Source organism: Streptomyces sp. NPDC007346 (assembly GCF_040703535.1).
Classification (GTDB): Bacteria; Actinomycetota; Actinomycetes; order Streptomycetales; family Streptomycetaceae; genus Streptomyces.
Map to the genome: position 1 here is coordinate 37,778 of NZ_JBEYKR010000010.1, position 19,287 is coordinate 57,064.

Below are 19,287 nucleotides of genomic sequence, written 5' to 3' on the forward strand. Positions count from 1 at the left end.
GGACCACCATGGCCGGCATCTCCCCCATCCCCCCCTATCCGCTCCCGGAACGCGGCGACCTTCCCGACAACACCGCCCCGTGGAGCATCGACCCCGACCGGGCCGTCCTGCTCGTCCACGACATGCAGCGGTACTTCCTCCAGCCGTTCGCGCCGGAGCTGCGCGAGCCGCTGGTGGCGAACGCCGCCCGGCTGCGGGCGTACGCCGCCGCCGCCGGGATGCCCGTGGCGTACACCGCCCAGCCGGGCAGCATGACGCCCGAACAGCGCGGACTGCTCAAGGACTTCTGGGGCCCCGGCATGCGCAGTGAGCCCGCCGACCGCGAGGTGGTCGACGAGCTCGCCCCCGCCCCCGACGACTGGCTGCTGACGAAGTGGCGCTACAGCGCCTTCTTCCGCACCGACCTGCTGGAGCGGATGCGCGCCGCCGGCCGGGACCAGCTCGTGATCTGCGGTGTCTACGGACACGTCGGGGTGCTGATGACGGCCGTCGAGGCCTTCACCCACGACATCGAGACCTTCGTGGTCGCCGACGCGATGGCCGACTTCTCCCAGGAGCGGCACCTGATGGCCGTGGAGTACGCCGCGCACCGCTGCGCCGTCGTGCTCACCACCAAGGAGGCAGTGGACTGATGACCGATCTGCTCGGGCAGGTACTCGCACCCAAGCCGCCCCCCTTCGCCCTGTTGTACCGCCCGGAATCCACCGGCGAGGGCACGCTCGACGTGCTGGTGGGAGACGTCCGCGCCTACGACACCCTGGCCGACATCCCCCTCCCCGACGCCTCGGGCGCCCCCGGTGCCGGTGGCCCGGAACGGCACGACGCCCTGGTCCTCGTCCCGTACCGGCAGATCGCCGAGCGCGGCTTCGTCGGCGCCGAGGACGGCTCGCCGCTCCTGGCGATGACCGTCACCGGCCAGGAGGTCCGGACGGTGGCCGAAGTGCTGCGCCGGATCCCGGACGTGCCGATCGCCCTCACCGGCGGCGGCTTCGACACCGACGACGAGACGTACGCCGAGACCGTGCGCCGCGTCGTCACCGAGGAGATCGGCACCGGCAAGGGCGCCAACTTCGTCATCAAGCGCTCCTACTCGGCCGACATCACCGACTACGGCCCCGAGGCCGCGCTGACCTTCTTCCGGCGGCTGCTGGAGCGGGAGTCCGGCGCGTACTGGACGTTCGTCGTGCACACCGGGGAGCGCACGTTCGTCGGCGCCACCCCCGAGCGCCACGTCAGCCTCACCGGCGGTCTCGCCGTGATGAACCCCATCAGCGGCACCTACCGGTACGCGGCCTCCGGCCCGAACCTGCCCGCCATGATGGAGTTCCTCGCGGACCGCAAGGAGATCGACGAGCTGTACATGGTCGTCGACGAGGAGCTGAAGATGATGTCCCGGATCTGCCCGGAGGGCGGGCGGGTCATCGGACCGTTTCTCAAGGAGATGGCCCGGCTCGCCCACACCGAATACTTCATCGAGGGGCACAGCGACCGCGACCCGCGCGACATCCTGCGCGAGACGATGTTCGCGCCCACGGTCACCGGCAGCCCGCTGGAGAGCGCCTGCCGCGTCATCAGCCAGTACGAGCCCGAGGGCCGCGGCTACTACAGCGGGGTGGTGGCGCTGCTGGGCCGCGACCAGGACGGCGGCCACGCCCTGGACTCCTCGATCCTGATCCGCACCGCCGACATCGACTCCGGCGGACGCCTGCGGATCGGCGTCGGCGCCACCCTCGTACGCCACTCCGACCCCATGTCCGAGGCGGCCGAGACCCGCGCCAAGGCCGCCGGGCTGCTCGCGGCCCTGGAGACCGGCGGTGAGGACCGGCTCTCCGCCGACCCCCACGTCAGGGCCGCCCTGGCCGAACGCAACACCTCGCTCGCCGACTTCTGGCTCGCCCACGCCGGTGACCGGCACGCCCCGGACCCCTATCTCGCCGGCCGGCGGGTGCTGGTGGTGGACGCCGAGGACACCTTCACGTCGATGATCGCCCAGCAACTGAGCGCCATGGGCCTGTCGGTGACGGTGCGTCGGTTCGACGAGCCCTACGACCCGGCCGACCACGACCTCACGGTGATGGGGCCGGGCCCCGGGGACCCCAGGGACCTCACCGACCCGAAGATCGCCCATCTCGACGCGGCCGTGGCCCGGCTCCTGGCCGACCGCACCCCCTTCCTCGCCGTCTGCCTCAGCCACCAGGTGCTGAGCGGGCGCCTGGGGCTCCCGCTGATCCGCCGGAAGGTGCCCAACCAGGGCGTCCAGCGGGAGATCGACCTCTTCGGCCGCCAGGAACGGGTGGGCTTCTACAACACGTTCGCCGCGGTCTGCGAGGAGGACAAGGCCGACTGCCCGGACATCGGTCCCATCGAGGTGAGCCGGTCCCTGGAGACCGGTGAGGTGCACGGGCTGCGCGGCCCCTGGTTCGCCTCCACCCAGTTCCACGCCGAGTCGGTGCTCAGCCGTGACGGGGTGCACATCACCCGTGGTCTGCTGACCGAACTGCTGCGACGTACCGAGGGAGCGGTCGGATGACGAGCGACGACCCCGCACTGGTCAACACCGGGCCGGTGGAGGGCGGTTCACCCGTCCTCACCGTCTGGTCGGACATCGGCTGCCCCTGGGCGGCCCTGGCCCTGCACTCCGTGCGGGCCGCCTCCGCCACGCTGGACCTGCCGGTCCTGGTCGACCACCGGGCCTTCCCGCTGGAGCTGTTCAACCGGGAGCCCACCCCGAAGTACATCGTGGACGTGGAGCTCGCGGCCATCGCCGGCCGCGTCCCGGAGACCGGCTGGCGGCGCTGGTCGGCACCGGAGTGGACCTACCCGTCCACCATGCTGCCCGCCCTGGAGGCCGTCCAGGCCGCCAAGTCGGCGGCCGTGGGCGGGCTGCGGGCCTCCGACGAGCTGGACACCGCGCTGCGCCACGCCTTCTACACCACGAGCCGCCCCATCGCCGTGCACGCGGTGATCCTGGAGCTGGCCGAGGAGTGCGAGCACGTGGACGCGGGGGCGCTGGCCGAGGCGCTGCGCGCGGGCGCGGGCCGGGCCGAGGTCTACAGCCAGTGGGACATCGCCCGGGGGCCCGGGGTGCAGGGCAGCCCGCACCTGTTCGCGCCCGGCGGATACGCCGCGCACAACCCCGGGGTGAGCTGCCGGTGGACGGAGAGGCCGGAGAAGGGCGGCTTCCCGATGTTCGAGGCGTACGACGACAGCTGGGCGCGGGAGCTGGTGCGCCGGCTGCACGGCCAGGGCTGAACACACCTGCGCGGTGGCACCCCGGGAGGGATGCCACCGCGCATCTGTGTGTTTCAGCGCCGAGGGGACTTCGCCGCCCGCCCCACCTCCCGGTCGACCAGGGCGCCCGCCGCTCCCGTGTAGCCGGCCGGGTCGCACAGCCGCTCCAGCTCCGCGCCGGCCGGCAGCAGCTCCGCCGCCTGCGGGAGGGACGCCAGCACCTGCGCCAGCGAACGGCGGCTCATCCGTACCTCGTCGGCCACCTCACCGAGCAGCCGCTTGGCCGCCGTACGCCCCAGGTGCGGGGCCAGACGCGCGGCGATCCGCTCCGTCACCACCTGGTCGCCGGTGAGCGCCAGGTTCTCCCGCATCCGGTCCGTACGCACCTCGAGCCCCGCACACAGCTCCACCGCCGTGTGGGAGGCCCCGGCGGTCAGCCGCAGGCACTCGCGCAGCGGCGACCACTCGGCGTGCCAGACACCCGCCGAGCGCTCGTCCTCGGAGACCAGGCACTGGGTCAACCCCGCTGCCAGCAGCGGGACTTGGAGCGCCGCGCTGCGGATCAGCGTGGCCAGCACCGGGTTGCGCTTGTGCGGCATGGCCGAGGAGGCGCCGCGCCCCGCCACGGACGGCTCGGCGACCTCGGAGACCTCGGTCCGGGCCAGCGACTGGACGTCGATCGCGATCTTGCCGAGCGCGCCGGTGGTGAAGGCCAGGGCGGCGCCGAGATCCGCGATGGGCGTCCGCAGGGAGTGCCAGGGCAGCGGGGGCCGCGCCAGTCCCGTCTCGGCGGCGAACCCGTCGAGCAGCAGTCCGAGGTAGCCGTCCACGTCCTCGGCCCGCTCGTCGCCGTCGACCAGGGCGTACTCCAGGTAGCCGGCGAGCGTGCCGGCCGCCCCGCCGAGGGAGACGGGCAGACCGCCGTCGAGGACCGCGGTGATCCGCCGGTGGGCGTCCAGCAGCAGCCGCCGCCAGCCCGCCGCCTTCAGCCCGAAGGTGGTCGGTACGGCCTGGAGGGCGAGCGTCCGGCCGGGCATCACGGTGTCCCGGTGCTCCCGCGCCAGCCCGGCCAGGGAGTCGGCCGCCCGAGCCAGGTCCGCCGCGATCAGCTCCAGGGTCCGGGCGGCGACCAGCATGGCCCCGGTGTCCAGGATGTCCTGGCTGGTGGAGCCCCGGTGCACGTACTCGGCCGCCTCCGGGGAGACCTCCGCGACGGCCCGGGTCAGCGCCGCCACCAGGGAGACCACCGGGTTGGCCGTCTCCCGGGAGGCGAGCGCCAGCGCCCGCAGGTCCAGCGCCTCCGCCCGAGCCGTACGGGTGACGGTCTCGGCGGCCTCCTTCGGTACGGTGCCGATCCCGGCCTGGGCCCGGGTCAGCGCCGCCTCGGCGTCCAGCATGGCCTGAAGCCAGGCCTCGTCGCCGGTCGCCGCCTCACCGGGCGTACCCGCGCGGACCGGCGAGAGCAGCCCCGAGTCGATGCCCAAGGCGGCCGGTGGCGGCGTCCCCGGGGCGGCACCGGCCGGGCGGCCCGCCGCCCCCGGTGCGGGAGCACCGGGGGCGGCGGGCCGGGGGCCGGTTGCCTCGGCCGTCACACGATCACCCCGACGATGCCCTCTTCCGAGGCGTGGGGCTTCGCGGACCACGGGCGGTGGGCGACGGGCGGCACGGCCAGGGCCGCCCGCGCGATGGCGTCCGAGTCGCCCAGCGTCACCGAGTCGACGCCGGGGCGGATGCCCGCGGCGGTGACCCAGTGCACCGACTCCGTCGGCACGCCGTAGGCGAAGCGCCGCGGATGCGCCTGGCCGGTCCCGTCCAGCAGCCGGTAGGGCCGCTCGGTGACGGCCAGCCCACCGGTCTGGTAACTGCTGCCCTGGGATCCGGAGATGGAGTACGGGCGGGCCTGCCCGGTGTCGAGCAGATGGCGCATCAGCGGATCGTCGGTGCGCCGCAGATCGGGCTCGGGCAGCCGGGCCTCGATCAGGACCGTGGAGTGGATCGGCGGCCCGGGGACGTCGGTGGAGACCGCGACGAACTGCGGTGCGGTGGTGTCCACCGCGATCTTCGTGCCCGGTCCGGTCACCTCCAGCACACCGCTCTCGATGAGGGCGATCATCTCCTCGATGCGCGAGGCCGGCGGGCCGATGGACAGGAACGCGTTGAGCGGCGTGTACCAGCCCTCCAGCTCGTCCCGGTAGGAGTCGCCCTCCAGACCGCCGTGGTCCACCGCGAGCCGGATCTCGTTGCGCAGATCGCGCAGCACGTCCAGCGCGGCCTTGACCGGCCCGCTGACGTTGCCGCTGCGCGCCGCGACCACGTCGGCGGCCAGGTACTCCAGCAGCCAGGTCCGGAAGCTCTCCCGGCTGGTGAACTGCCGGTCCTCGTACGGCTTGGAGAGCCGTTCCCAGGACCAGTGCTCGTCCGGGGCGATGCCGAACTCCGCGAGCAGCCGCGTCCCGTTGTCGCCGGTGGGCCGGTTCAGGTACCGTTCCGCCAGCTGTTCGCCGTCGTCCGCGCGGCCCTGGGAGGTGAGCAGGGTCTGGTAGTAGACGCTCTCCACCTCGCGGGCGATCAGCGGCCACAGGTCGGTGCTGAACCGGATCTGCTCGCCCTCGGCGGAGCGGGCCCGCAGGCCCACGATGTACTCGACGGTGAGCAGCCGGGGGAAGTAGCGGCCGAAGGCGCCCTTCTGGTTCTCACCGCGGGAGTGGTACGGGATCCCGCGCCGCGAGAAGGCGTACATCTGCGGCTCGCGGCCCGAGGGCCGGTAGACGAGCCGGCCGTCCTCGCCGCGCTCGTAGGTCCCGCCCCGGCCCGCGCTGAAGAGCGCCATGTGGTCGAAGAAGTTCAGCCCCAGCCCGCGCAGCAGCACCGGCTGCCCGGGGCGGATGGAGCTGAGGTCCAGGTCGGCCGGGTTGGCCGGGGCCACGTACGTCAGGTGGTGGATCCGGGCGAGACCCGCCGTACGGGCCTCGCGCGGGGTCAGCCGGGTGGGCAGGTGGCCCTGGGCCAGGACGATCACGTCGAGCTGGTTGAGCCGGGTGCCGTCCTCCAGCCGTACGCCCTGGGTGCCGTCGGTGACCCCGTGCACATCGGCGATGGCCACCGCGCGGGAGCGGTGCACCTTGACCGCCACGTGCTGCGGGGCCCGGTCCACCACCTCCTGGAAGCAGCTGCGCAGATAGCGGCCGTAGAAGGACCGGGTGGGGTAGGAGTCCGGGCCCAGGGCCCTGGCCTCCGCCAGTACGTCGTCGTCGGCCTCGGCGTGGCCCGCCTCGGTCCGGGCGACGAGGGCGCGGGCCCACTCGTACAGGCTGGGCCCCGATTCGATCGGGCCCTCCAGCTGGGCGCTGTCGTCGGTGAAGACGGTGATCTGCGAGGCCACCGTGTTCATCAGCAGGTGCCGGGACTGCTCGGGCCGCCAGACCGTGCCCGCCCCCGGCGGGGAGGGGTCCACCACATGGATGGTGACCCCGGCGTGGCGCGGGGTGGCCCGCTCGTTGGCGCAGAGCCGTTCCACCACCGACAGGCCGCGGGGGCCGGCGCCCACCACACAGATCTCGAGAGGAGCCTCAGTCATGTCAGCCCCCCGTCCCGGTGGGGTCCAGCGCCAGCAGACGGGCGAGCTCCAGCCGCTTGATCTTGGTGGTCGCGGTCTGCGGCAGGTCCTCCAGCTTCCAGCGGACCGGGTCCGCCATCGGCGGCAGACCGACCACGGCCTCCTGCCACACGCGCTCGTCCAGCGGCTTGTCGTCGCGGGTGGAGACCACCGGCACGGGCCGGCCGTCCGGGCCGGGGATGATGATGACCTCGACCAGGTCCTCGACCCGCGCGAAGAGCTTGTCCTCGATCTCCAGGGTGGACTCCACACCGGGGATCTCGTCCACTTCGCGGTCCAGCAGGTGCAGACAGCCCCACTTGGTGCGGTAGCCGACGTCTCCCATCCGCCACCAGCCGTCGTTGACCTGCTTCTCCCACCGCTCGTGTTCGCCGAGGTAGGTGACGATCCGGCCGTCGCTGCGGACCTCGATGTATCCCGGCGAGGACTTGGTGGCCGGCCGGCCGTCCCGGCTGACCACCCGTACGTTGGTCATCCCGTGGAACGGCGAGCCGACGCACCGGCCGTCCGCCTCGGCGCCGCGCTTGCGGGAGTAGGTGCGCGCCGCGATCGGGCCGACCTCGCTCTGGCCGTACGCCTGGGCGAACAGCGGCAGCCGGCGGCGCGAGGCGCCCAGCAGCTTGTGGACGGTCCGCGGGTGGATGGCGTCGAAGGTGGAGCTGAAGTACTTGACGTTGCTCAGCGGGCCGCGCGGGTCGTTCGCCAGCACCTCCCACCGCAGGAAGGTGTTGGGGTGGGCCTCGATCAGCCCCGGCGGGACCTGCGAGAAGAGCGTGCCCACCGTCTCCGGGTCGTCGTCCCTGAGGATGATCAACGGGTGGCCCTGGAGCACCGCGATCGGCATGGCCGTGAACATCCGCGAGTGCACGAACGAGACGTGGATGGCGACCGGTTCGCGGCTGCGGACCGCCGAGACCACGGTGGCCTGGGGGCGGTAGCGGGCCTCGAAGGTGTGCCCGGTGTGCACCGCCAGCTTCGGCGTGCCGGTGGTGCCCGAGGTGTGGGTGATCAGCGTCGGGTGGTCCGGCGGCATGGTGATCGGGGCGACCCGCTCGGCGCCGGCGTACGACGCCAGCGGGGTCGCGCCCTCGAACGTGCCGGAGGTGAGGAGCACCTTCGCCGCCGCCTCGAAGATGTCCCCGGGGAGGCTGCTGGTGAGCTTGGCCTCGTCGGTGACCAGGTAGGGCTGGTTGGCCCGGCGCACCAGCTCGACGACGGTGGCACCGTCCAGCTTGGGGGAGAGCAGCACCGGTACGGCGCCGATCCGGGCCGCGGCGCAGGCCAGGAGCGAAATGTCGAAGCCGTCGGTCTTGTGGACCACGACCCGCTCACCGGTGCGGACCCCGGCGGCCCACAGCCGCGACGCCACTTCGGCGACCAGCTCGGCCACCTCGGTCAGGGCCAGGCGGCGGCCCAGCTCGGGCGCGACGTCCAGGTCGTGGTCCAGGATCACCATGTTGCCCGGGTGCCGGGCGGCCGCCCGGTCGAAGAGCGTCCCCAGCCGGATGCCCTTGTTCCCTATTCGTTGCAGAAACATCTCGCCCACTCCGTTTCACGTACGCGGGAAGGAACCCGTCATGCGGATTCGATGACGTCCTTGATTCGCTTGAGGGTGTCGTCGAGGTCCCGTTCCAACTTGGCGGTCCAGTCCGCGACGAATCGCTTCCGGGCGTCCTCGTCGAGCTCGGAGACGATCTTGTGAATTCCGGCGGTGGCCTTTCCCATCCGGAAGTGGTGGATCAGCTTGCTGCCTTCGGCGAGCGGCTCGATGTCGAAGCCCCAGACCGATTCCTGGTCGTCCTGTGCGTGCGAGAGCATCATCCAGCGGAAGGTCACGCCCGGCTCGGCGGCGGTGACGCGAGCCTCGGTGTACCAGGTGCCACGCACGAGCGGGGCCCACGAGACGACCTCCTCGCTGCGCAGGTTCTCGCCGCGGAAGACCGTGCCCACCGCCGAGGGCTCACCGCCGATCCATTCACCGCCCCGGCATTCGGGGCTCCATTCGGCGCTGCGCGGCAAATCGCTGACGACCGCGTAGACCTCTTTCGGGGTGGCTGATACGGCGATGTCCGCGCGCAGTTCGAAGAGCGGGGAATTGTCGATGATTGATTCACTCATGGGGAGAACTCTGGTGGCGCGCGGAACCGGGGTCAACAAACCCCGGAAGGGTCCGTCAAGTTCTGGCGGACGGAACTTCCGCTTCCACCCTGAGCAGGATTTTTCCCCGGACCTCGCCGCGTTCGAGACGGCCGTGAGCGTCGGCTGCGGCGCTGAGGGGCATCGGAACCGTCGCCGGAGGACGGAGCTTCCCCGACGCCAGCAACGTGCCGATGGTCTCCGCCGCCGCGGCGAGTTCGGCGGTGGTGGCCTGCGAGATGGCGAAGCCCACCACGGAGCAGTCCTTGAGGTACAGCGGCCCGGCGGGCAGCACCGGCCGGGTGGTGAGCCCGGCGAGCACCACGACCCGCCCGCGCCAGGCGAGCAGGTCCACGGCGGTCTCCAGGTCGTTGCGGGCCGAGGTGTCGATCCACACGTCGACCCCCTTCGGGCAGGCGGCCCTGAGCCGCCCCACCACATCCGGGTCGCGGTAGTCGATGACCTCGTCGGCCCCGAGGCCCCGGAGGCGGTCGGCGTCCCGGGCCGAGGCGGTGGTGACGACCCGCGCCCCGGCGTGCACGGCCAGCACGATGAGGGCGCTGCCCACGTTGCCGCCGCCGCCCAGGACGACGACGGTCTCACCGGCCTGGACACGGCCGTGCGGATGCAGGGCGAGGTAGGCGGTGGCGGCGGGGTGGGCCAGCGCGACGGCGTCCTCCGGGTCCACCCCGTCGGGGAGCCGGTAGAGCCGGTCGGCGGGGACGGCCACGCGCTGGGCCGCGGCGCCCTGCCGGCCGGCGTGCCCCATGCTGTTGCACCACACGCGGTCGCCGGCCTCGAAGCCGGTACCGGGCGCGGACGCGGCGACGGTGCCGGCCAGATCGCGCCCGATGACGAAGGGGAAGGTCAGGGGCGTGCGCCAGGCCCCGGACCGGACGAAGGTGTCGACATGGTTGACGGAAGCGACACTCACGTCGACGAGAACCTCGCCCGCCTGTGCCACAGGCGGGGGGAGTTCGCCGTACCGGATGGTGTCGGGCGGGCCGAGTTGTTCGATGTAAGCGGCGAGCATGGTGCCGGATTCTGGCAGCGGCGGACGGGCGCCGTCACCACGCGTAGGGGCTCTCTGTCAGGTCGGTTGATCTCGGGTGGGCGATCTTTCGGTAGGGGGTGGGGGTAGTTCGGGGAAGCCGGCGACGGGGGCCCGGCCCGCTTCTAGCATGAGCGTCGTGGACCTGACACTCACCGACCTCACGCCCGACGACCCCCGTATGTCCGCCGACGTCGCACCGCTGATCCGCACTCTGCGCCCGGAGTTGACCGCTGCCGCCTTCACCGCCTTCTCCGACGAGGCGTACGGCCAGGGGCTCCGCTTCACCGTCGCGTACGACGCCGCCACGGGCCGGGCCCTGGGGGCCGCCACCCACCGCCTGCTGGCGACCAGCCGGGGCCGGGTGCTGTTCGTCGACGACCTGGTGACGGCGCCCGCGTCACGGGGCCGGGGGGTGGGCGCGCGCCTGCTGGCGGAGCTGGAGCGGCGCGGCCGGGCGGCGGGCTGCGTCCGGGTGGAGCTGGACTCCGGCACCGCCAACGTCCAGGCGCACCGCTTCTACCACGCGCGCCGGATGACGATCGGCGCGCTGCACTTCGGCCTGGACCTGCCCGGCGGCCCGCTGTGACGCAGGTCATGGTCGCCGTACCGATGACTTCTCCGCCCACCACCGGTCATACGGGCGACGACGACGACGACAACAACTACGACGACGACAACGACGACGACGACAACGACGATTCTCCGACTCGCCCGACAGACAGGACACACGCCATGACCGACGCCGTGAAGGGCCCTGCCAGCTACTTCCCCTCGATCGAGAAGAAGTACGGCCGCCCGGTCTCGGAGTGGAAGGACCTCATCCGCTCCTCCCCGCTCACCAAGCACATGGAGCTGGTCACCTGGCTCAAGACCGAACACGCCCTGGGCCACGGCCACGCCAACGCCCTGGTCGCCCACACGCTCGCGGAGGACAACGGCCGGTGACCGGGGGCCGGTGAGCGGGGGCGGTGAGTACGACCGGTGGCCGGAGGCCGGGGAGCGCGGGCGGTCAGCGCGGACGGTGACCGGGACGGTGAGCGGGGCCGCGAGTGCGGCCGGTGGCCGGGGCGGTGGGCACGACCGGTGACCGGGGCCTCGTTCCGCGCCCCGCGCAGGGGCGGCGGCGTGCGGGGCCGGCGGGACCGGCCGTCAGTGACCGGCCGCGAGTTCGCCGCTGAGCTTGGAGCGCAGGTCGGCGCTGGGGCCGTTGAGCCCGGTGATCTCGACGCTCTTGCCGCGCTGGGCGTACTTGGCCTCGATGGCGTCGAGGGTGGCGACGGAGGAGGCGTCCCAGATGTGCGCCGCGCTCAGGTCGACGACGACCCTGCCGGGGTCGCCCGCGTAGTCGAACTGGCCGACGAGGTCGTTGGAGGAGGCGAAGAACAGTTCGCCGGTGACGCGGTAGACGACGGTCGTACCGTCGGGGTCGGTCACGGCGGTGACCGACGCGAAGTGGGCGACGCGCTTGGCGAAGATGACCATGGCGGTGACCGAGCCGACGACGACGCCGACGGCGAGGTTGTGGGTGGCCACGACACAGCCGACGGTGATCACCATGACGGCGATCTCGCCGGCGGGCATCCGCTTGAGGGTCCTGGGCGTGACGGAGTGCCAGTCGAAGGTCGCGAACGAGACCATGACCATGATGGCGACCAGTGCGGCCATGGGGATGTGGGAGACGACCGGGCCGAAGACGACGCACAGCACCATCAGGAACACGCCCGCGAGGAAGGTCGAGAGGCGGGTGCGGGCACCCGAGACCTTCACGTTGATCATCGTCTGGCCGATCATCGCGCAGCCGCCCATACCGCCGAAGAAGCCGGTCACGATGTTCGCGATGCCCTGGCCCACGGACTCGCGGGTCTTGTCGGACCGTGTGTCGGTGATGTCGTCGACGAGCTTGGCCGTCATCAGGGACTCCATCAGGCCGACCAGCGCCATGGCGAACGCGTACGGGGCGATCGTCGTCAACGTGTCCAGAGTGAACGGCACATCCGGCAGGCCCGGCACGGGCAGGGAGGACGGCAGCTCGCCCCGGTCGCCGACGGTCGGCACCGCGATGGCCGCGCCGACGGTGATGGCGGTGAGGATCACGATGGAGACGAGCGGGGCGGGGACCGCGGTGGTGATCCTCGGGAAGAACACCATGAGCGCCAGGCCGCCGACGATCAGCGGGTAGACGGCCCACGGGACGTTCCGCATCTCCGGGATCTGGGTCATGAAGATCAGGACGGCGAGCGAGTTGACGAAGCCGACCATCACCGAGCGGGGGATGAACCGCATCAGCTTCGCCACTCCCAGCGCGCCGAGGACCACCTGGAAGACGCCGGCCAGGATGACGGCGGCGATCAGGTGGCCGAGGCCGTGGTCACGGTTGAGCGGCGCGATGACGAGGGCGACGGCTCCCGTCGCGGCGGAGATCATCGCGCGTCGGCCGCCGACGACCGAGATCACCACGGCCATGGTGAAGGAGGCGAACAGGCCGATCGCCGGGTCGACCCCCGCGATGATCGAGAACGAGATCGCCTCGGGGATCAGGGCGAGGGCGACGACGAGACCGGCGAGCACCTCGGTGCGCCAGACCTTCGGGTCGGAGAGCCAGTCGGGCTTCATGGCCTTCATGGCACGGGGGAGGGCAGCCGGGGACACGGGGGAAGCGGCTGAGGACAAGCGCGACAAGCGGAGGCTCACGATCTGGGGAGGCGACTGGCCGCCCTCACGAGCAGCATCTCTACTCTAACGTTAGGGTAGAGATCGGTGAGGCCGCCCCGGGGCCGAGGCTCTGGTGGTGCCCACCGGGGCCGAGGGCCCGGTGATGCCTGCCGAGACCGATGGTCGGTGGGGCCGGTCGGGACGAGAAGGGCCGGAGGATCGCGGGCGTGGACGGCGGGCACATGCAGATCGGCGAGGTCGCCGCACGGACCGAACTGTCCCTGCGCACGATCCGCCACTACGAGGAGAGTGGCCTGGTGATCCCGTCCGCCCGCTCCCAGGGCGGCTTCCGCCTCTACACGGAGAGCGACGTGGCCCGCCTCATGGTCATCCGCCGGATGAAGCCGCTCGGCTTCACCCTGGACCAGATGCGCGACCTGCTGGACGCCACCGACCGCCTCGACGCCGACGCCGACGCCGACGCCGCAGCCGGTATGCATGTGGACGCCGGGTCCGGTGCCGGTGGCGGCGCCGATACCGATACCGATACCGGTGCCGGTGCCGGTGCCGGTGCCGGTGCCGACTCCGATATCGACGCCGACTCCGGTACCGACGCCGATCTGGACGTGGACGAGCGCGAGGCCCTGCTCTCGCGCGTACGGGAGTACCAGCGGGCCGCCGCCGAGCAGGTCGAGCGGCTCCGCGTTCAGCTCACCCGCGCCGAGGAGTTCGAAGCCACTCTCCGGGCCCGCCTGGAACGGAACGCTCCGGCACCGTAGCCCCTTGGCGCCACGGCCTCGCCCACGTCGCCCACCTCACCCACCCCATCCACCCGTCTCATCCAACTGTTCCAACCGTCAGGCCGACGACCCGCTGTCGACGACCAGGTCGGTGCCGACCACCGCGCCGGCCGAGGGCGAGGCGAGGTAGAGCACGGCGGCGGCCACCTCATCGGCCCCCGCGACCCGGCCGAGCGGGTTCTCCGACGTGACCCGCTCGGCGCGATCGGCCTCGGTCTCGCCGGGCCGCAGGGACATGGGGGCGTCGGAGGCGCCCGGACTGACCGCGTTGATGCGAATGCCCTGGTGGATGTGGTCGAGAGCGGCGGCGCGGGTCAGCGCGGAGACCGCCGCCTTCGAGGTGATGTACGCGGCGGCGTTCGGGATGCGCAGGTGCGCGCCGAGGTTGGAGGAGATGTTGACGATGACGCCGCCGCCGTTCTCCTTCATGTGTGCGATCTCGTGCTTCATGGCCAGCCAGACCCCGGTGACGTTGGTCCGCAGCACCGCGTCCCAGTCCTCCTCGCTCACCTCTCCGGCGGGGACGGTGCCGCGGAGTATCCCGGCGTTGTTGACCGCGATGTCGAGACCGCCGAAGCGGGTGACGCTCTCGCGTACGAGATCCTGGAGCCGGCCGGAGTCGGTGACGTCGACCGTGACCGCGGCGGCTGTACCGCCGGCCGCCTCGATGAGGCCGACCGTCCCGTCCAGGGAGGCCGGGGTGCGCCCCGCGGCGATCACGGAGGCGCCCTCGGCGGCGAAGGCGAGCGCGATGGCCCGGCCGAGACCGGAGCCGGCGCCGGTGACGAGCACGGACTTGTCTGTGAAGCGGTCCATCTTCGGTAACTCCCTTGATTTGCAGCTCTGTTGAAGCGTCGATTCGGAGGTCTGAGGCGGCAGGGGCGGGTCGTGGGCGCGACGCCTGACGTACGGGAACGGGACGAGCGGTACGGTCCCGCCGAGCAGGACCAAGCCGGCCCGCTACGGGCCGAGACGCTGACGGCCTACTTGGCGGCCTGCTTGACGGCTTCCTCGGCGGCTTCCCTGGCGGTCGCGCCCCCCCACTTCGTACTTGACTGTTCGTTCCATTATTCGAGCATGCGGGAGAGCCCGGCGGCACATGGCGACTCCGCATGCGCGCGATCCGGACGCACACGATCCGGACGCACACGATCCGGGCGTACGCGCTCCCCGGTGCGTGCGCGTCACTCCAGCAGGGTCAGCGCCTGCTCGGTCGCATCCCGCACCCGGGCGGCATCGCCGGAGGCCTTGCCGGTGATCCGTACGCCCTGCAACAGGACGAGCAGCATGCGGGCCAGCGCCCGCGGGTCGCGGTCCTCGGGCAGCTCGCCCTGGGCTCGCGCACGGACGAGCGCGGACTGCAACAGCGTCTCCAGATGCTCCCAGCTGCTCTCGACCCGACGGGCCGCCGCCGGGTCGTGCGGGGCCAGTTCGGCTGCCGTATTGGTGATGAGGCAGCCCTGCGACCGGCTCTCGGGGGAGGTGGACTCCGAGGCGAAGCGACGCACCACCGCCCGCACCGCGGGCAGCGCGGGCCCCGGCTGGGACAGCTCGGCGAGGAGGAGCGGATCGCACCCCTCGGAGTACCGGTCCATGGCCTTCAGGTACAGCTCGTGCTTGTTGCCGAAGGTGGCGTAGATGCTGGCGCGACCGATGCCGAGGTGCTCGACGAGATCGGTGACCGACGTCGCTTCGTAGCCGCGCCGCCAGAACAGCTCGAGGGCCGACTGCAGTGCGGCGTCCGGATCGAATTCCTTGGTCCTGGCCACGTCGAAGACCGTAGATCAATCAAGAACGATCGGTCAATAACTTCCGGTCGGAGCCGCGCTGTCGAGACCGGCGGCCGGTCAGCCAGTCAGCGCGTCAGCCGGTCAGGCGACCAGCCGGTCAGCCGGTCAGCCGGTCATACGGTCTCGGGCGACGGGGACACCTTGTCCAGCACGGTGCGCACGGCGGCCGTGCGCTGCGCGGCGCGCAGGATCGCGTACCCGAGGAGGCCGCCCAGTGTGTTGGCGATCAGGTCGTTGACGTCGACGGCGCGGCCGTTGGCGAAGACGACGTACTGGAACAGCTGGACGACCTCGATGCCCAGGCTGATGAGGGCGCAGGCCAGGACGGTGCGGCCGCGGCCGAGGCGGGGGAGGAGCAGCGGCAGGAGGAAGCCGAGCGGCAGGAACATGATCACGTTGGGGATCATGGTGAGGTCCGCCATGAGCAACGGGATCGGCTGGATCTGCCCGATCCACTCCGCCTGGTTGCGGTAGTCCCCGCCGTAGATCCACAGGGGGAAGAAGGTGAGTGAGGCGACCGCTGCCGCGTAGAGCGCGGTGACGACGCGCAGCACCAGCGGGCCGCCCCGCCAGCCGGGGACGCCGCGCCGGTGGCGTACGAGGGCCACGAGGGCGAAGGCGGCGAGCACCGGTCCGAGAACGGCGGCGGTGGGAATCTGGGTCTGGAAGTTCATGGGTGCCCCTGCGGCTGGTTCGTCCACGGCTGTTGCGGGTGTTTGTCCGCGGCTGTAGCGACTGTTCGTCCGCGGCTGTCACGGCTGTTCGTCCGCGGCTGGTACGTCGATCGCCCCGAGCTTCCGATCCTGTCCGCGCGGCTGCCGTGGCGGATCTGCCGAAGGACGGAGCCTGCCCGGAGCACTACGACTTTCGGCAGAGAGGCTCGCCCGAGGCGGGTACGTACGCTGCGGACATGTACTCCCCGCACTTCGGCAGAGGCTCCTCCCGGACGCGCCGTGTCCTGTTCCGCCTCGGTGCCGTTCTCGTCGGGTCCGCCCTCGTACTGGCGCTCGCCGCCGACTACCGCACGGGTGTCTACCGGACCCCCGTCGCGTTCCAGGCCCGCCTCTCGGCCCTCGCGCCCGTCCTGGCGGTGGCGGTCTGGGCGGTACGCCGTCGGCGGAGCGATCCGCGGACCCTGGCGGTGGCCGGCGCACTGGCGGGGGCCGTGTCCCTCGCATGCAGTGCGTGGATGCGTGGGGTGGCGGACAGGCAGGGGTCGTCGGCGGGCCACGCCGACGCGTACACCCTGTTCGAGATCACCGCGCTCATCGTGGTGCTGGTCGTCACGGTCCGGTACGGGGCCGCCTGGCCCGCCGCCGGGGCGGCCCTCCTGCTCTGCCTGGCCGTGGTCCTGCGACCGGTGGCCGTCGAAGCGACCGAGAACAGCCTCATCCTGGCGATGTTCTGCACGCTCGCCGTCTGTGCCGGGCTGATCGGGGCGCTCGTGGCCCGGCTGGCAGCCGTCGACCGCCGGCGCCACGCGGAGCAGGTGCGCCTGGAGCAGCGGCTCACCTTCGCCCGGGACCTGCACGACTTCGTGGCTCACCATGTGACGGGCATCGTCGTGCAGGCCCAGGGGGCCCAGGTGGTCGCGGCGTCCAGGCCGGAGATGGCCGCGTCGGCGCTGGGGCAGATCGAACGGGCGGCTGCGGAGGCCCTGAGGGCTCTGCGGTACATGGTGAGCGGGCTCCGTACGGAGGAGGCCGCGCTCCTACCGGCGGGCGGGGCGGAACAACTCCGCACCCTGGTGGCGGCCTTCGCGCTGCCCGGCGGAGGGCGCGCCCGCCTCGAGGAGGAGGGGCCCGTCGACCGCCTGCCGACGGCGGCCATGGCGGCCGTGCACCGGGTCACCATGGAGTCGCTGACCAATGTGCGCAAGCACGCACCGGGCGCCCGGCAGGTGTCCGTGACGCTCCGGGCCCTTCCCCGGTCCGCCGAACTCGACATCGTCAACGTTCTGCCCGGGGAGGGCACACCGACGGCGGCGGGGTACGGTCTCGTCGGACTGGAGGAACGCGTCACCGCCGAAGGCGGCGTGTTCCGGGCCGGCCCCGACGGCAGCGGCCACTGGCGGGTCAGCGCCCATATCCCCTTGGAGAGCGCGTGGAGGGACGGCCCGTGATCCGGGTACTGCTCGCCGACGACCAGGAGATGGTCCGCTCCGGCATGGCCATGATCCTCTCGGCCGAGGACGACATCCAGGTCGTCGCCCAGGCCCAGGACGGTCTCCAGGCCCTGGAGATGGCCGAGCTGCACCGGCCGGACGTCGTTCTCATGGACATCCGGATGCCACGCCTGGACGGCCTGGACGCCCTGCGCCACCTCACCCGGCCCCAGGCCTCGTACCGGCCGCAGGTCGTGATCGTGACCACCTTCGACGACGAGGACTACCTGGCCCGCGCGGTGGACGCGGGTGCCGGCGGGTTCATCCTCAAGGACTCCGGCCCACGCCTGCTGGCCGAGGCGGTCCGGGCGGCCGCGGCGGGCGACTCCCTGGTGAGCCCGTCGATCACGGTCCGGCTCCTGAGACAGCTCCGTACGGCCTCCACCGGACCGAAGCCGAACACCCCCGACGCCCGGCACGCCCCGCTCTCCCCACGCGAGAGGGAGGTCGTCGTGCTGCTGGCCGAGGGCCTGACCAACGCCGAGATCGCCGCAGCCCTGTTCATCACCGTGGGCACGGTCAAAACACACCTGACCAACGTGCAGGCCAAGCTCGGGGCGAGAAACCGCGTGGAGATCGCGGCCTGGGCCTGGCGCAGCGGGCTCGCCGGGCGCGCTACCTGAGACGCCGGCCCCTCATACGCGCGTGACACCGCCCCCGGCGCCGCTCACCGGAGCACCGCCCCCGGCGCCGCTCACCGGACCACCGCCCTCGGCGCCGCCCACCGGAGCACCGCGCCCGGCGCCGCCCACCGGACCACCGCGCCGCGTCGATCGGGGCAACGTCAGCCGGACCAGGGTGAGCGTCGCCGCGAGGAACACCAGCTGCATGACCGTACGGGGAAGCAGCTCGTCCCACCACGGCAGGCCCGACTCCGACAGCGCCCACGCCACGTTGGCGGGGAACATGGCCACGAGCAGAGCGCTCAGCCCGATCCCCGCCCACGGGACGAGTCTCCGGACCACCATGGCGAGCGCCCCGGCAAGTTCGAGGACCCCGCTCACCGTGACCAGCAGCCCGGGGAAGGGCAGCCATCCGGGCACCATGGCGACGAGTTCCGTACGCATGCCGACGAAGTGGACGGCTCCCGTCAGCAGGAACATCGCGCAGAGCCCCGCGCGGAGGGCGAGTACGAGGCTCCGGTCGCGGTGGAGCCACAGGGCGTTCGCCGCCAGGGTGACACCGAGGACGACGACCAGGGCGATCAGAGGTTCCACGGTGCTCCTCCCGGCGCGACCGGCGGCGAGGCGTCAGAGCAGCGACTGCGCATGCCGCACGGTCTCGACATCGATCTCCTGGATCTGGACGACGACGCCGTCCGGGTCGGTGACGCGAAGGCTGCGCCCGAAGTCTTCCTCGACGAGTTCGTACGCGTATCCGGCGGCCGTGAGCCGGTCGGCGACGTCCTCCAGCTTCTCGTCGGTGGAGAACCCGAGCTCCACCGTCCCGGCCGGCCTGCCCTTGGAGACGGCCGCGTCATGAAGCCCGACGGCACCGGCCCCGGCGTCGAGGCGCGCCCAGACGGCCACGCTCTCCTCGGGCCGGAAGACCAGGCCGAGCCCGGTGTAGAACGTGCGGGACGCCTCGATGTCGGCGACGTAGCGGATGGGCAGGACGGTGAGCATGCTCTCTCCTGGGCAGAGGGCTGAGTACGGCGGGGAGTGCGGCGGCTGAGTACGGCGGTGGGGGCGAGGGCGACGACGGAACGCGGCGGGCAGGGGCGGCGGGTGAACGCGTTGGAGGAGCGAGCTACGGGGCTGGGTTGCGGGGCTGATCGACGGGACGGACCTACGTGGCTGATCTACAGGACGGAACTACGTGGCTGATCTACGGGACGGACCTAC

General features: G+C 72.1%; 19 protein-coding genes. 8 read left to right on the top strand and 11 right to left on the bottom strand.

Going from position 1 to position 19,287, the window contains the following annotated elements; translation table 11 throughout:
- The first annotated feature begins 8 nt into the window (after positions 1-8).
- Genes AB0917_RS05425 through AB0917_RS05435 form a run of 3 tightly spaced genes read left to right on the top strand, consistent with a single transcriptional unit; the run spans position 9 to position 3,252 of the window.
- Positions 9-632, top strand: a complete 624-nt coding sequence (locus tag AB0917_RS05425; protein WP_366818136.1) for an isochorismatase family protein — start codon at positions 9-11, stop codon at positions 630-632.
- Positions 632-2,530 carry an anthranilate synthase family protein gene (locus AB0917_RS05430; protein ID WP_366818137.1) on the top strand — a complete coding sequence of 633 codons (1,899 nt, stop codon included), beginning with the start codon at positions 632-634 and terminating at the stop codon, positions 2,528-2,530. The genes AB0917_RS05425 and AB0917_RS05430 overlap by 1 nt, the downstream gene beginning before the upstream one ends.
- A complete protein-coding gene (locus AB0917_RS05435; protein WP_366818138.1) occupies positions 2,527-3,252 on the top strand; it encodes a DsbA family protein in 726 nt (241 codons plus the stop codon). Before AB0917_RS05430 ends, AB0917_RS05435 begins: the two co-directional genes overlap by 4 nt.
- 53 nt (positions 3,253-3,305) lie before the next feature.
- On the opposite strand, the gene pcaB is transcribed toward AB0917_RS05435, so the two are convergent.
- The 5 genes from pcaB to AB0917_RS05460 form a co-directional block, all read right to left on the bottom strand.
- The gene (gene pcaB / locus AB0917_RS05440; RefSeq protein WP_366818178.1) at positions 3,306-4,715 is read right to left on the bottom strand and encodes a 3-carboxy-cis,cis-muconate cycloisomerase; all 1,410 of its coding nucleotides are present in this window, start codon (positions 4,713-4,715) and stop codon (positions 3,306-3,308) included.
- Positions 4,716-4,819: 104 nt separating this feature from the next.
- Positions 4,820-6,808: an FAD/NAD(P)-binding protein gene (locus AB0917_RS05445; RefSeq protein ID WP_366818139.1), complete on the bottom strand. Its 1,989-nt coding sequence runs from the start codon at positions 6,806-6,808 to the stop codon at positions 4,820-4,822.
- 1 nt (position 6,809) lies between these two features.
- On the bottom strand, positions 6,810-8,384 hold the full coding sequence (locus tag AB0917_RS05450; protein ID WP_366818140.1) for an AMP-binding protein: 1,575 nt from the start codon (positions 8,382-8,384) through the stop codon (positions 6,810-6,812).
- Between the two features lie 38 nt (positions 8,385-8,422).
- Entirely contained in the window at positions 8,423-8,965 is a 543-nt protein-coding gene (locus AB0917_RS05455; RefSeq protein WP_366818141.1) for an SRPBCC family protein, read from the bottom strand.
- Between the two features lie 55 nt (positions 8,966-9,020).
- The gene (locus AB0917_RS05460) at positions 9,021-10,016 is read right to left on the bottom strand and encodes an NADPH:quinone reductase (protein WP_366818142.1); all 996 of its coding nucleotides are present in this window, start codon (positions 10,014-10,016) and stop codon (positions 9,021-9,023) included.
- Positions 10,017-10,164: 148 nt separating this feature from the next.
- On the opposite strand from AB0917_RS05460, the gene AB0917_RS05465 reads away from it, so the two are divergent.
- Complete coding sequence (locus AB0917_RS05465) at positions 10,165-10,623, top strand: GNAT family N-acetyltransferase (RefSeq protein WP_366818143.1); 459 nt, start codon at positions 10,165-10,167, stop codon at positions 10,621-10,623.
- A gap of 146 nt (positions 10,624-10,769) precedes the next feature.
- On the top strand, positions 10,770-10,982 hold the full coding sequence (locus AB0917_RS05470; RefSeq protein WP_366818179.1) for a DUF4287 domain-containing protein: 213 nt from the start codon (positions 10,770-10,772) through the stop codon (positions 10,980-10,982).
- 204 nt (positions 10,983-11,186) lie between these two features.
- On the opposite strand, the gene AB0917_RS05475 is transcribed toward AB0917_RS05470, so the two are convergent.
- The gene (locus AB0917_RS05475) at positions 11,187-12,659 is read right to left on the bottom strand and encodes a SulP family inorganic anion transporter (RefSeq protein ID WP_366818144.1); all 1,473 of its coding nucleotides are present in this window, start codon (positions 12,657-12,659) and stop codon (positions 11,187-11,189) included.
- Positions 12,660-12,916: 257 nt separating this feature from the next.
- On the opposite strand from AB0917_RS05475, the gene AB0917_RS05480 reads away from it, so the two are divergent.
- Positions 12,917-13,468 carry a MerR family transcriptional regulator gene (locus AB0917_RS05480; protein ID WP_366818145.1) on the top strand — a complete coding sequence of 184 codons (552 nt, stop codon included), beginning with the start codon at positions 12,917-12,919 and terminating at the stop codon, positions 13,466-13,468.
- A 78-nt stretch (positions 13,469-13,546) separates the two neighbouring features.
- Here AB0917_RS05480 and AB0917_RS05485 read toward each other — a convergent pair whose 3' ends face one another.
- The 3 genes from AB0917_RS05485 to AB0917_RS05495 form a co-directional block, all read right to left on the bottom strand.
- Positions 13,547-14,305: an SDR family oxidoreductase gene (locus AB0917_RS05485; RefSeq protein ID WP_366818146.1), complete on the bottom strand. Its 759-nt coding sequence runs from the start codon at positions 14,303-14,305 to the stop codon at positions 13,547-13,549.
- Between the two features lie 368 nt (positions 14,306-14,673).
- The gene (locus tag AB0917_RS05490) at positions 14,674-15,258 is read right to left on the bottom strand and encodes a TetR/AcrR family transcriptional regulator (protein WP_366818147.1); all 585 of its coding nucleotides are present in this window, start codon (positions 15,256-15,258) and stop codon (positions 14,674-14,676) included.
- Positions 15,259-15,392: 134 nt separating this feature from the next.
- Positions 15,393-15,953, bottom strand: coding sequence for a VanZ family protein (locus AB0917_RS05495; RefSeq protein WP_366818148.1), 561 nt, complete (start codon positions 15,951-15,953; stop codon positions 15,393-15,395).
- A 236-nt stretch (positions 15,954-16,189) separates the two neighbouring features.
- On the opposite strand from AB0917_RS05495, the gene AB0917_RS05500 reads away from it, so the two are divergent.
- Entirely contained in the window at positions 16,190-17,401 is a 1,212-nt protein-coding gene (locus tag AB0917_RS05500; RefSeq protein ID WP_366818149.1) for a histidine kinase, read from the top strand.
- Positions 17,398-18,066, top strand: coding sequence for a response regulator transcription factor (locus AB0917_RS05505; RefSeq protein WP_366818150.1), 669 nt, complete (start codon positions 17,398-17,400; stop codon positions 18,064-18,066). Before AB0917_RS05500 ends, AB0917_RS05505 begins: the two co-directional genes overlap by 4 nt.
- 12 nt (positions 18,067-18,078) lie before the next feature.
- Here AB0917_RS05505 and AB0917_RS05510 read toward each other — a convergent pair whose 3' ends face one another.
- Positions 18,079-18,660: a hypothetical protein gene (locus AB0917_RS05510; protein WP_366818151.1), complete on the bottom strand. Its 582-nt coding sequence runs from the start codon at positions 18,658-18,660 to the stop codon at positions 18,079-18,081.
- A gap of 33 nt (positions 18,661-18,693) precedes the next feature.
- The gene (locus AB0917_RS05515) at positions 18,694-19,068 is read right to left on the bottom strand and encodes a VOC family protein (RefSeq protein WP_366818152.1); all 375 of its coding nucleotides are present in this window, start codon (positions 19,066-19,068) and stop codon (positions 18,694-18,696) included.
- Positions 19,069-19,287: the final 219 nt, after the last annotated feature.

Bases quoted from the DNA above. Each gene is read 5' to 3' on its own strand.
- AB0917_RS05425 (WP_366818136.1), top strand. From the start codon at position 9: ATGGCCGGCATCTCCCCCATCCCCCCCTATCCGCTCCCGGAACGCGGC.
- AB0917_RS05430 (WP_366818137.1), top strand. From the start codon at position 632: ATGACCGATCTGCTCGGGCAGGTACTCGCACCCAAGCCGCCCCCCTTC.
- AB0917_RS05435 (WP_366818138.1), top strand. From the start codon at position 2,527: ATGACGAGCGACGACCCCGCACTGGTCAACACCGGGCCGGTGGAGGGC.
- AB0917_RS05445 (WP_366818139.1), bottom strand. From the start codon at position 6,808: ATGACTGAGGCTCCTCTCGAGATCTGTGTGGTGGGCGCCGGCCCCCGC.
- AB0917_RS05450 (WP_366818140.1), bottom strand. From the start codon at position 8,384: ATGTTTCTGCAACGAATAGGGAACAAGGGCATCCGGCTGGGGACGCTC.
- AB0917_RS05455 (WP_366818141.1), bottom strand. From the start codon at position 8,965: ATGAGTGAATCAATCATCGACAATTCCCCGCTCTTCGAACTGCGCGCG.
- AB0917_RS05460 (WP_366818142.1), bottom strand. From the start codon at position 10,016: ATGCTCGCCGCTTACATCGAACAACTCGGCCCGCCCGACACCATCCGG.
- AB0917_RS05465 (WP_366818143.1), top strand. From the start codon at position 10,165: ATGAGCGTCGTGGACCTGACACTCACCGACCTCACGCCCGACGACCCC.
- AB0917_RS05470 (WP_366818179.1), top strand. From the start codon at position 10,770: ATGACCGACGCCGTGAAGGGCCCTGCCAGCTACTTCCCCTCGATCGAG.
- AB0917_RS05475 (WP_366818144.1), bottom strand. From the start codon at position 12,659: ATGAAGGCCATGAAGCCCGACTGGCTCTCCGACCCGAAGGTCTGGCGC.
- AB0917_RS05485 (WP_366818146.1), bottom strand. From the start codon at position 14,305: ATGGACCGCTTCACAGACAAGTCCGTGCTCGTCACCGGCGCCGGCTCC.
- AB0917_RS05495 (WP_366818148.1), bottom strand. From the start codon at position 15,953: ATGAACTTCCAGACCCAGATTCCCACCGCCGCCGTTCTCGGACCGGTG.
- AB0917_RS05500 (WP_366818149.1), top strand. From the start codon at position 16,190: ATGTACTCCCCGCACTTCGGCAGAGGCTCCTCCCGGACGCGCCGTGTC.
- AB0917_RS05515 (WP_366818152.1), bottom strand. From the start codon at position 19,068: ATGCTCACCGTCCTGCCCATCCGCTACGTCGCCGACATCGAGGCGTCC.